Here is a 13219-nt window from a genome sequence, read left to right on the forward strand (position 1 = left end):
ATGGGCAATTGAATGGAAGGAAAAAGGGAGGGCATCCATTGCCCTCCCCTCTACTGTTCCGCCCTCCTGCGACGGTACTGACCAGGACCTCAAGTGGCCAGAATGAAGTCCGTCTGATCAACGGTCGTACTGCTGACACCAACAAGATGAATCGTGTCCGCCCCGATCCCGACCACCGTGTCCGCCCCGTTAGCCGTTATGGTCACGTTGGCAGCGAACGTCGCGCTGGTGATCCCCAGTGCCGCGATATTGAGCAAGTCCTGCCCTGCGGCCGCATTGGCGCCGAAGTTCAGGATCGTATCGTTGCCGAAACCCGCGGCAGCAAACTCGAAAATATCGTTGCCGGCGACGCCGCCACTCATCAGGTCGTTACCGCCACCGCCGATGAGAATGTCGTTACCCGCACCACCCACGAGCATGTTGGAGAACGCGTTGCCGGAGCCCACGAAATTGCCGCTGCCGCCGAAAAACAGATTCTCGACATCGGCACCCAGGGTGTAGCTCGCGAGCGAGGTCCACACCGAGTCGTTGCCGGCACCGGCAAGCTCGTTCACCACGTCCCCAGGGTCGGTGACTTCGTAGATATCGCTGCCAACACCGCCGGCCATCGTATCGGCACCTGCGTGACCGATGATGACATCGTTACCTGCGTCACCACTGAGGACGTCGTTACCCGTACCGCCCATGATCGTGTTGTTGAGCTCGTTGCCGCTGCCCGCAAAGTTGCCGCTGCCGCCGAAATACAGATTCTCGACGCTGGCACCCAGGGTGTAGCTGGCGAGCGAGGTCCAGACCGCGTCGCTGCCGCCATCGGCGAGCTCCGTCACCACGTCCCCAAGGTCGGTGACTTCGTAGACATCGTTGTCGACACCGCCGGCCATCGTGTCGGCACCTGCGCCACCGATGATGACGTCGTTACCTCCACTGCCGATGAGGACGTCGTTACCCGCACCGCCCACGATCGTGTTGTTGAGCGCGTTGCCGGTGCCCGCAAAGTTGCCGCTGCCGCCGAAATACAGATTTTCGACGTTGGCACCCAGGGTGTAGCTCGCCAGCGAGGTCCACACCGAGTCGTTGCCGGCATCGGCGAGCTCGTTCACCACGTCCCCAAGGTCGGTGACTTCGTAGATGTCGCTGCCGACACCGCCGGCCATCGTGTCGGCACCTGCGCCACCGATGAGGACATCGTTACCCGCACCACCCACGAGCGTGTTGTCGAGCGCGTTGCCGGTGCCCGCAAAGTGGCCGCTGCCGCCGAAATACAGATTCTCGACGTTGGCCCCCAGGGTGTAGCTCGCGAGCGAGGTCCAGACCGAGTCATTGCCAGCACCGGCGAGCTCGGTCACCACATCCCCAGTGTCGGTGACTTCGTAGATGTCGTCGCCAAGACCGCCAGCCATGGTATCGGCACCTGTACCCCCGATGAGCACATCATTGCCCGCGTCACCATTGAGGATGTCGTTGCCGCCCAAGCCGTTCAGGAGGTCGTTGCCAACACCTCCGCTGGCCACATCGTCGCCTGCGGTGCCGGTCCATATGTCGGCACCGGCGGTACCGACAAACACATCACCGACCACTGTCGTTGCCGCAGAGGTGACTCGCTCAAGTGTGCCGAGGTCATCGGTATAACTCGCGACGACCCGCAGTTGTTGACCGGACAGCGTCGTGTCGGGCGTGAAGGTCGTGCCCGTAGCACCGGCGATGTCGGTAAAGATCGCACCGCTCCCCGCCTGCCACTGATGGTTAATCACCGAGGTCGTGGTTCCGTTGGCGTCGGTGAACGCATCCGTGGCGGTCAAGGCCGAGCCTGGCGTCGGAGTCGTATCGCTGATCAGCACCGTTCCGACCGGCAGGACATTGACGGTGCCGGTACCGGCCGGCGCGATCGGTGCGGTCGGCGCCGAGAATACCTCCTCCAGCACGCCATTGGCGTCCTGGTAGACCGCCCTGACGCGCAGAGCCAGTCCGGTTGCCACGACAAGTTGCGGAACAGCCGGGACGGCGCCAATAAGGGTCGCCGGTGGTGCGACTCTGAGTTCCGTGCCCACTGTGACAGTCGTACCCTCCGCACGCGCGACCTCACCGGCGGCAAAGAAGGTGATGTCTTCGAAGACTCCCGAGCCCGGGCGTGCTTCGAACTGCCAGAAGTAACTGATGGGGCTGGTGATCGCGCCGCCAGTCGCGGTGTTGTCGGCATCGGTGATATCGGCCGCCGAGACGGTCAGCGTCTGGCCGACGGAGGGCGTGGGATCATCGATCCTCAGCGAACCGACTGGCTCCGAGTTCACACCGCCGAGAACAACCGACTGATCGGCGAACTGCAACCGCTCGATATTGCTGAGGGTGTCAGTCCCGTCCCTGCCAGCGACGCTGTCGGTGACCGTAAAGGTGCCGTTGGCGTTATTGACCACGGTGTAATCCGCCAGATTGCCGGAGAACAACGCCGTGTCGAAGTCGGGACCGGTCGCCGTCAGGATTTCGCGGACGATCTGGAGCTGGCCGGGGTTATAGGTGCCGTTCAACATCAGCGGGACCAGCGGCGTCATGCTGTCGAAGGTGGCGATTTCCGGGCCGGTGCCATCGATGTTCTGCCGCACGCTGATGCGTACGTTGAGCCACTTGTCGCCGTCGATGAGGTCATCGCCGCCACGGCCTTCGATGACATCGCTGCCAGCGCCGCCCAGGACGATGTTGCCCGCGTCGAACTTATCGTCGGCCGTACCGGCGATGCCATCCACCCCGTTGCCGGCAGCGCCGACGAACGCCCGCAGACCGCTGATGAGGTCGAAGTTGGTGAGCACGCTGCCCTTGGCGCCTGCCACAGCGAGCAATGCCGCGGTGGAATCGTCGCCGCTGAGGAAATCGGCGTGTGACGATCCCGACAGCCCTTCCACCAGGTCCAGCCGGGCAAGGATCGACGCGGTGGAACCGGGTACCGCCGGTTGATCGAAGAAGCGCAGCCTGGAGTTGAGGCCGATGGTCACGCCGGCCGGGTCGTCCTTGTAGGTCGCCCAGTCGTAACCGGAGAAGCCGATGAAACGGTCCGCCTCGCTGGGGCTGCCGATCATGATGTCATCACCGCCCTCCCCGTCGAAGTTGTCCGGTCCGCCATCGCCCATGAACACATCGTTGCCATTGATCGGATCGTTGCCGAATGCGTCGAAGTTGTCGCCGGCAACACCATCGGCGGATCCGCCCTGGATCCAGTCGTCACCTTCGCCGCCGCGCGCGAATTCGTTCGCCTTGCTGCCGAGGATGAAGTCGTTGCCCAGGCCGCCGCTGGTATCGGCCGCGTCCTCGCCGGTGACGATGAAGTCCTGACCGGCCTGGCCGAGGATCAGGTTGAGGCCGTTGCCGCCCTGGATGACGTCGTTGCCGTCCTCGCCGTGGATGACGTCGTCGCCGCCGATGTCGGTGATGATGTCGTCACCGGTACCGCCGAAGAGTTGGTCGTTGCCGTAGCCGCCATCGATCCGGTCGTTACCGGCATCGCCATAGACCGTGTCGTCGTCCGAGTCGCCTGCAATGAGGATGTCATTGCCGGGCGTACCGCCCAGCACGACCGTATCGGCGCCGGTGTAGTGCAGGTAGTTGGTATCCGGGCCAGGTGTGGCAGGATTGTCGCGGATCACCAGTGGCGTGAGGAAGTCACTGCGTGGTGAGCCAATCGGGTGGTTCGACGGGCCAAACGGATCGGCATTGGCCGGCAGGTTGTCGGCGGCCTCATTGACTGGCGTCAATGGATTGTCGACCAGTATGCCATCCGGCCCGGCAATCACACTCGGGTTGTACTGGTTCGCCTGGTTGACCTCCAGAGTGTAGGCCGGCGTCAGGAAAACCCTGCCCGGGAGGTGTGTTGCGTCGGTATTGGCCATGACCAGCGCGGAGAACGTGTTGTTCTCAAGCTCGGCGCCAAAGTCCATCGAGGCGGTGCGCTCCAGATAGTAGAAGCGGTCACCGTCCTGGAGTTTCTCCATCTGGTTCTCGAAGACGAAGTTGAAGGTCGAGCCGAGCATGCCGCCAAAGGGCATCTTCTCCTCGGCCAGCCCGCCAACCCAGAAATCGACGTTATCCAGGCCGGTGATGGTCACATCGTCTGCCGTGTGCAAAACACCGTCCGCACCAGCGGTGCTGGTCCAGGCGCCGGTGCTGTTGAGGAAGTCGACACGATCGGCCGGTGCGGTCGCGCCGCCCAACACCAGGTCCGCAGCCGCGGCACGCTTGTCCGCCAGCGTGGTGGCGGCGGTGATGGTCGGGTGCGTGCCGTAGGCGGCGATGAAGTTGATCAGCGATTCCGGATGCTTCATGTGCTGCACGAAATCGGCCCAGCTCGTGTAGGGCTTGAGCTCTGCGTCGCCAGTGGGCAGATAGAACTCCCGCCGCGCCGCGTTCAGGGACGGAATGCCGGTATCGCGACCGCGCGCCAGGTTGATGGCGGGCAGATCGAGCGGCAGACCCAGCAGGTTGTTGCGCAGGGCTTCGGTGACGAACTCGTCGATCTCGTTGCCCACCTGACGGGTCACGCCGCGCACGATGGCACCGGCCGCCTGTTCCGGAGTGGGACCGCTGCCTGCGAACTCCAGTGGGTTGAGGAAGGCCTGAATCAGCCCGATGTCGCTCGAGGCGAAGTTCGGATCAAGCCTGTCGACCTGCTCCAGCAGCATCGAGTGCCCGAAGCGATAGACGGTGTGCGCGAACTCGGCAACGATGCTTGGATCGATCGCCGTGTCGTACACCTGCCCCGGGGCGAAGAACGGATCGACCATCGGCTGGATCGTACGCGCGAACTCCTCGAACACCAGGTGCTGGTACTGCATCTCGGTGCCGAACTTCGCGGTCTGGAACAGGCGCTCGCCGTTCCAGTCGAGGGTCGAGGTGTCGGCGGGAACGGCAGTGACAGGCGTCAGCAGCCATTCGTTCAGGAACGATACATCGCCGCTTGCGGCTGTCGCCAGGACCACGTCCTTGGTGTGATCGACCAAGCGGTTGTGTTCATGGTGGAAGATGGAATGGACGGTGGTCAGGCCGATGTTCTCGTTGACCCGGCCATCGCCGGCAATGTAGTGCGCGTCCAGCAGTTCGTTGTCGTAGAAGCCAGGCGCAGGTGTACCGCCAACGATATTGTCCGCATCGGGCAGCAGTGCTGCGCCGGTCTGGTCGTCCACCGGAACGGCGGTGTGCGCGATGTCGTTGAGGAAGGCATGGCCGGTGCGCGCGGCATTGACCAGGCTGATGGGCGCCGCCGGATTGCCTTCAACGAGCACATCGTCGGCCGTACCGGCGATGCCGTCCGGGCCCAACATCACTACCTGTGGAAAACCGTTCGGACCCTTGATGAAATTGCCGTAGGCGTCGGTCGCCAGCAATGGCACGTTGTTGAAATCGGCATCCGTGAGATTGATGCCGAGCAGATCATGGGCTTGCGCCTTGACCACCTTCCAGGTGGCCATGCCACCGATCCCGACGTCATCGGCCGTACCGAACACGCCATCGGCGCCCAGATCACGATTTTCGATCAACTTGCCGGTGGCCACCGGATCACCAGCTGCGTTGAGCTCGTAGGCACGCAGGAACACCTGGTGCGAGGGATGCGAGCTGTAGGTCTGGTTCTGGTCGACAAACGGCGAGGTGGTGTTGGTGTTCTCGTGGATGTCGTCGGCCGTGCCCAGAACGCCATCGGGGCCGGGCAGATTGGTGGCGCGCGTCAGCACCATGAAGTTGGTCGGGCTACCTGGCACGAACAGCGGGTCATCCGGCTGCAGCGGAATGAACACGGTGCCCGAGCCGCCCTTGGTGACGAGGTCCAGGCCATGGTCGAAAAACTGGCCGAAGAAGGTCATCCATTGGTTGAAGGGCGCGGTCAGGCCCGCGTCGGGGCTCACGTTCGGGTCGAAGAAGGTCTGGAACGTCGTGCCGTCCGTACGGGTTCCGGTAACCACCTGAGCACCGGCCTTGAGGACATCGTCAGGCGTGCCGAGGATGCCATCCACACCGGGATCAAAGGTGGCCGCGACCGCCGCCGGGTTGTGCGCGGTCTGGTCGACGATCAGGTTGCTGATGGTGCGCGGCTGCGAGTCGATCACCAGACCGCTGGTCTGGGTGTAACTCGTGCCGGCATCGGCCGGGCGGAAGTTCGGCGTGGTCAGGCGCGGGAATGCATTATCGGCGGCACCGAACTCGGGATGGAGCAGGTTGTTGTCCGTCCCTTCGACCGTGCGTAAACCGAACGGCATCCGTACGTTGTCGAGCAGCGAGCTGAGGTTCTCACCGGCCGCGTTGTGTTCCGCTATCTTGATCTGGTCAAGGATGAACGCCAGGTCCGATTGCGTGTAACGCACACCGTTGCTGGGGGCAGTGGTCTGCGGATCGATCAGCGAAGGCGCCACTACCGGGGCCGGCGCCGCAGCCACTACTGCGGTAGTGGGTGCCGAGAATACCTGCTCGGTCACACCATGATCGTCCGCATAGAAGGCTTTGACGCGGATTGCCAGGCCGGCAAGATCCGGCGTCACCGTGAAAGTGGGCTGGTCCGCTCTGGTAAATCCGATACCGATGCGGCCTGGACCGAGGATGATGTCCTCGAAGACGCCCGAGCCCGGCGCCGCTTCAAACTGCCAGATGTAACTGATGGCATTGTTGATCGCCCCGCCCGCGTTGTCGCCATCGGTGATGCCTGCCGCCGACACGGTCAGCGTCTGGCCTACGGTCGGCGCGGTGTTGCTCACCGTCAGCGCCCCCACAGGCTCGGCGTTGACCCCCTGCACGAGGACCACTGCCTGATCGGAGAACTGCAGCCGCTCGATGTTGGTGAGACGGTCGGTTTCTTCCTTGCCGACATTGTCGGTCACGGTGACGACGTCGGTGCCGACGATATTGAGGGGAGCGGCGGGATCAACGACGATGCCGTTGACGGCGATCGTGTAGTTCGCCAGAGGGCCCAGGAAGTTAACCGTGTCGAACGCAGCCCCGCCTGTGGATGTACCGGGCAGGATCTCACGCACGGCGACGAGCTGGCCAGGATTGAAGGTGCCGTTCAGCATAAGCGGGATCATCTGCGTCATGCTGTCGAAGCTGGCGATTTCCGGCCCGGTGCCATCGATGTTCTGCCGCACGCTGATGCGCACGTTGAGCCAACTGTCGCCGTCGATGAGGTCACTGCCGCCACGGCCTTCGATGATGTCGCTGCCATCGCCGCCGAGGATGATGTTGCCCGCGCCGAACTGATCATCAGCCGTCCCGCCGATACCGTCGGCACCGAAACCGGCGCTGCCGACGAAGGCCCGCAGGCCACTGACGAGATCGAAGTTGGTGAGGATGCTGCCCCTGGCCGTGATGTTGGCGATGATGGCTGCGTTCTGTTCGTCGCCGCGCAGGAAGTCGGAGAAGGCCGACCCCGACAGGCCCTCCACTTCCGCGAACCGGTCATAGACCGCATCGGGCGATTGCGCGAATGCACCCACGATATTGCCCGCGGCATCGGGCACCGGGTGATAGGGACTGAAGAAGGGAACGACCATGTCGACGGTCACGCCGTACAGGTCATTCTTGTAGGTGGTCCAGTCGTACCCGGACATGCCGTCCATCTTGTCTTGCGCGTCGCTGGCGACAAAGACGTCATCGCCGCCCTCGCCGATCATTTCATCGAATCCACCCTTTCCGATGAAGATGTCGTTGCCGGGCACATCGTCGGTCAATGTCGGGCTCATGTTATCGCCGGGTGCACCGTCCTGGGTGCCGCCCTCGATCCAGTCATCGCCTTCGTTGCCGGTGGGCGCCAGGTTGACCTTGGCGCCGAGGATGAAATCGTCGCCCGCGCCGCCGAAGGTCATCGTGATGTCTTCGGTGGTGATGATGAAGTCTTTACCCGCACCGCCGAGGACCAGATTGTTGCCGGCGAGGATCGAGTTGCCGGCCTGGATGACGTCGTTGCCGTCGTCGCCGTGGATGACGTCGGCGCCGCCGATGTCAGTGATGATGTCGTCACCGGCGCCGCCAAAGAGGTTGTCGTTGCCGTAACCGCCGTCGAGCCGGTCGTTGCCGGCGTCGCCATAGACGGTGTCGTCGTCCGAGTCGCCGGCAATGAGGATGTCGTTGCCGGCTGTGCCGCCGAGCACGACCGTATCACCGCCGGTGTAGTGCAGGTAGTTGGTATCCGGGCCCACTGTGTCGGGATTGTCGCGGATCACCAGTGGCGTGAAATGGTCAATCCGAGGTGAGCCTATCGGGTGGTCCGACGGGCCGAACGGATCGGCGTTGGCTGGCAGATCGTCGGCCGTGCCGACGATGCCGTCCGGCCCGGCCACCACGCTCTGGTTGAACTGGTGCAACGGGTCGGTCTCGAGGATGAAGGCCGGCGTCTGGAATATGTTGGCCGGCAGGTGTGTTGCGTCGCTGTTGAGCATCACCAGGTTGGCGAACGAATTGTTCTCAAGCTCAGTGCCGAAGTTGAGTCCCGCGGTGCGGGCCAGATAGTAGAAGCGGTCACCGTTCTGCAGGTTTTCCAACTGGGTTTCGAAGACGAAGTTGAAGGACGAACCCAGCAGGCCGCCAAAGGGCATCTTCTCCTCAGCCAGGCCGCCGATCCAGTAGTCGACGTTGTCCAGGCCGGTGGTGGTCACGTCGTCTGCAGTGTGCAGAATGCCGTCCGCACCGGCGGTGCTGGCCCAGGCGCCGGTACTGTGCAGGAAGTCCAGGCGATCAGCCGGTGCCGTGGCGCTACCGAGCACGAGATCCGCAGCCGCGGCGCGCTTGGCCGCCAGCGTCGTAGCGCCAGTGATGGTTGAATGCGTACCGTAGGCGGCGATGAAATTGATCAGCGATTCCGGGTGTTTCATGTGCTGCACGAAATCGGCCCAGCTGGTGTAGGGGGTCAACTGGCTGTCGCCGGTCATGTGGTAGAACTCGCGCCGCGCCGCGTTCAGCGACGGGATGCCGGTGTCGCGGCCGCGCGCCAGGTTGAGGGCGGCCAGGTCCAGGGGCAGACCGACCAGGTTGTTGCGCACCGCGTCGGTCACGAACTCGTCGATCTCGTTGCCGACCTGGCGGGTCAGGCCGCGTACGATGGCGCCTGTCGCCTGCTCAGCGGTCGGGCCGCTCGCAGCAAATGCCAGCGGGTTGAGGAAGGCCGCGATCAGGCCGGTCTGTTGATTGCCCGGGTCAGTCGGATTGCCGTCGCCGACGACGTTGAAGTTGGCATCGAAACGATCGACCGTCTCCACCAGCATCGAGTGACCGAAGCGAAAGACCGTGTGCGCGAACTCGGCGACGATCGACGGGTCGATCGTGGTGTCGTTACCCATGGGTGCCAGGAAGACGTCCACTTGCGGCTGGATGGTGCGCGCGAACTCCTCGAACACCAGGTGCTGGTATTGCATCTCGGTGCCGAACTTGGCGGCCTGGAACAACCGCTCGCCGTTCCAGTGCAGGGCCGCGATGTCGGCCGGCGTCACTGGCAACGCTGTCAGTTGGGCATCGGGCATCAGCCACTTGTTCAGGAAATCGAGGTCGGCGGAAGCCAGCACTGTCTGCTTGGTCTGATCAACCAGCCGGTTGTGTTCGTGGTGGAAAACGGAGTGAACGGTGGTCAGGCCGATGTTCTCGTTGACGCGGCCATCGCCGGCGATGTAGTGCGCATCCAGCAACTCGTTGTCATAGGTGCCGGGCGCTTGCGGGCCGCCAATGACGTTGTCCGCGTCGGGCGTCAGGCCGCCAGTCGGATCGGCGCTGTGCGCAATGTCGATGAGGAACTGGTGGCCGGTGCGCACGGCGTTCGTCAGGTCGATGGGAGCGGCGCGGTTACCCTCGACGAGTATGTCGTCGGCGGTGCCGGCAATGCCATCCGCGCCCAACATCACCACTTGCGGAAGACCGTTGGGCCCCTTGATGAAGTTGCCATAGGCGTCGGTCGCCAGCAGCGGCAGATTGAACACATCGGCATCGGTCAGGTTGATGCCGAGCAGATCATGGGCCTGGGCCTTGACCACCTTCCAGGTGGCCATGCCACCGGTTTCGACATCGTCGGCCGTGCCGAACACACCATCGGCACCCAGGTCACGATTGGTGATCAGCTTGCCGGTGGCGACCGGATCGCCGGCGGCGTTGATCTCATAGGCGCGCAGGAATACCTGGTGCGAGGGATGCGAGCTGTAGGTCTGGTTCTGGTCGACAAACGGCGAGGTGGTGTTTTGCTGTTCGTGGATGTCGTCGGCCGTGCCGAGGATGCCATCGGGACCGGGCAGATTGGTGGCCCGGGTCAACACCATGAAGTTGGTCGGGCTACCAGGCACGAACAGTGGATCGTCGGGCTGCAGCGGAATGAACACTGTGCCGCTGCCACCCTTGGTGACCAGGTCCAGGCCATGGTCGAAGAACTGGCCGAAGAAGGTCATCCAGGCGTTGAAGGGCACGGTCAGGCCCGCGTCCGGCGTGATATTGGGGATCTTGAAGACGGAAACGTCGTCGGCGGTGCCGAACAGCCCGTCCAGACCGGGGCTGGTGACAGTCTGTGAATCCGGATTGAACGCTGCGGCCGCGACCGCCGCCGGGTTGTTGGCGGTCTGGTCGACGATCAGGTTGCTGATGGTGCGCGGCTGCGAGTCAAAGACGAAACCGCTGGTCTGCTGGTAGGAAGTCGGCGTGGTTCCGCCAGGATCGGTGGGGCCGAAGAAGCCGGCCGGCTGTACCTGCGCGGTATTGAACACCGGCGGCGTCATGCGCGGGAAGATGTTGTCGGCGGCACCGAACTGGGGATTGGCCAGATTGTTGTAGATGCCGGAGACGGTGCGCAGGCCGAAAGGTACTTCTACGTTCGGCAGCATGTCAGCCAGACTCACGCCTGCCGCATGCCGTTCGGCGATGAAAATTTGTTCGAGAATGAACTCGAGATCGGACTTGATGAAGCTGGCCATGGTTGATTCCTCGATGCTCGACTAATCAGGAAACCACACGCATGAAACACGGCTGCAAGCGCATGGTTTAGTGTTGGACCCCATAAATGAAAATCGAAAATTGAACGACGGGACCTGGTCGTACGGGCGCACCGAGCCCTTGCTGAATGGCGTGCAATCAGCAGTGCTCAACTAAGGGTCAATTCCCCGTGGTAACCGTACCTACAGGCTGGTATTGCGCCTCAAGGAGGCGACGGCCCGTGAACGCAGGTTGAATAGAAGGTGCAACTTGCTAAACGCCCCGTCACGTATCGGGGCTCTATGCATTTGTCCATGGAGCTCTCTCAGGCATAGTGGGCTTGTCACAGATGCCACACATCCAGCGACCGGAGTCATTGGCCGGAAAATGCTGGCGAAGATCGCCATAGTCCGGGACTTCCTGAGGGGTGATGGCACGGTTCTGCGTCCATGCGGCTTCGTCAACAAGCCTTTTATCCAGGAGAAAACTGGCATCGACCACGAATTGACTAGTATGTATTGGAGACTGCTCCCACACGCCTGGTGGTGAACCGGGTTTGACTTGAGTACCAAGCGTGCTGACGTTTCCATCCTGGTCTGTATGGCCATAAGGTGACAGTACAAGGCGCGAATGGACGACCACGCTATTGGTAATGACCCCCGGCTGTTGTTGCCGGAAATAGCGATTATCCAGAGTGGTCGAGAATCTTTTTAAACTATTCATCGCGCCTCCCGCCTTCATCCTCTACCGCCAGCTTTACACTCCATTGAAAATGAGTATTGAGGTGCTACCCGGATGTGTACAGAGACGAAAGGCCAATCAAATTCTGAGACCTTGGTCAGTGAATCGGATCAGACCTTGGTCGAATCAGACGTCGGCCAAACGTCCAGTGGTGGAGTGCCCGGGAGACAGGGCCCCCTTGCGAAACTGCGCCATTTAAGCCGCTCAACCCAGTTCGTGATCTGCGCCACAGTAATTCTGGGTTTGACCATGACGTTCGTTGGAAACCTCGTAAGCCAGAGTATCGAAGATGCAACGGTTCAAACTGCGGCAGAGACCGGGGCGCGGTATATGGAGAACTTTCTCGAACCTTTCGTCCAGGGTCTGACCACTGCCAGGGAACTCCCCGATGGAACTATCCAGACCATTGATAACCTGCTGTCCAGCACCTCGTTCAGTACACATGTTGTCTCGGTGAAGATCTGGCTCCCGGACGGCACGATTGTCTACAGCACCGACAAATCCACGTTCAATAAAAATTTTCCGACAGAGGAGATCTCACAGGCGCTGGCGGGCAAGATCTATACAGAACTGAACGATGATCTTGATGATGATACCGAGGACGCTTTTGAGCGAAGCCTGAATATTCCGTTCTATGAAATTTTTGCTCCACTGCGCGAAGCGGGTACTGGAAAGATTATTGCGGTTGGTGAGTTCTACGAAACCGCGCAAGCGTTACAGCGCGAAATCAATAACGTTCGCAAAAAAGTATGGGCGGTTGTTGGTACAGCAACGATGGCGATGATTTTGCTTTTGTTTTTTATCGTTCGGCGTGGCGACAAGATAATAAAGCTGCAGGAAACAGCACTTGAATGGCGAATGGAAGAGCAAGCCAGGTTGCACTCCAATAATGCCGCCCTTCAGCACAAGGTCACTACAGCCAATCGCGAATTCTCCAGAATCAATGAACTCACCCTTCGCCGGATCGGGGCCGATCTTCATGACGGTCCTGCCCAGCTGTTGTCACTTATTCTCCTTCGCCTTGAAGAGCTCGAAGATTCGGCAGGCACCTCGGATGGGGAAGCCCTCGAAATGATCAGACGTGCCGGCGAGGATGCTTTAAACGAAGTGCGGGAAATATCACTTGGCCTGGCGGTTCCCGAAGTCAATGACCTGCCCCTGCACGATGCGCTGGTATTGCTTGTTCAGCGGCACGAAGAGCGAACCGAGACACGAGTCGATCTGCAGCTTGATACGCTTCCGGACGATGTACCGATAGCGCATAAAATCTGTATTTACCGGTTCGCCCAGGAAGCATTGAACAATGCCTATATCCACGCCGGAGGAAAAGGCCAAAAGCTCAGCGCCTCGCACTCTGAAGGCCTGCTGCAAGTGCAAGTCGAGGATGCGGGAGTGGGTATTCCAACCGAGAAACCGAGTGTGCCGGGGCGAGGCAGAACTCATCTGGGCCTTGTCGGCATGCGCTATCGCGTCGAATCCCTCGGCGGAATATTCACCATTGAATCGGCGCCCCATGCCGGAACCAAAGTCAGGGCGCAGTTCAGAATCTGATCACCCGTGCCAACATGATCGT

Annotated in this window: 3 protein-coding genes; 1 reads left to right on the plus strand and 2 read right to left on the minus strand. The window is 61.6% G+C overall.

The features are described 5' to 3' along the window. Nucleotides 1-89: 89 nt before the first annotated feature. Both AC06G5_RS15660 and AC06G5_RS15665 read right to left on the minus strand, forming a co-directional pair. Nucleotides 90-10907 carry a peroxidase family protein gene (locus tag AC06G5_RS15660; protein WP_480457423.1) on the minus strand — a complete coding sequence of 3606 codons (10818 nt, stop codon included), beginning with the start codon at nt 10905-10907 and terminating at the stop codon, nt 90-92. Nucleotides 10908-11205: 298 nt separating this feature from the next. Further along, nucleotides 11206-11628 (minus strand): hypothetical protein, encoded by a 423-nt coding sequence (locus tag AC06G5_RS15665; protein ID WP_413425902.1) that lies wholly within the window; start codon nt 11626-11628, stop codon nt 11206-11208. Between the two features lie 72 nt (nt 11629-11700). On the opposite strand from AC06G5_RS15665, the gene AC06G5_RS15670 reads away from it, so the two are divergent. Next, nucleotides 11701-13197: a sensor histidine kinase gene (locus AC06G5_RS15670; RefSeq protein WP_480457425.1), complete on the plus strand. Its 1497-nt coding sequence runs from the start codon at nt 11701-11703 to the stop codon at nt 13195-13197. The last annotated feature ends 22 nt before the right edge of the window (nt 13198-13219 follow it).

It is taken from the genome of Pseudomonas sp. WT-JTC (assembly GCF_056711565.1).

What these genes read in the sequence shown, in the direction of transcription:
- AC06G5_RS15660 (WP_480457423.1), bottom strand. Translation starts at nt 10,907, where the DNA reads ATGGCCAGCTTCATCAAGTCCGATCTCGAGTTCATTCTCGAACAAATT.
- AC06G5_RS15665 (WP_413425902.1), bottom strand. Translation starts at nt 11,628, where the DNA reads ATGAATAGTTTAAAAAGATTCTCGACCACTCTGGATAATCGCTATTTC.
- AC06G5_RS15670 (WP_480457425.1), top strand. Translation starts at nt 11,701, where the DNA reads ATGTGTACAGAGACGAAAGGCCAATCAAATTCTGAGACCTTGGTCAGT.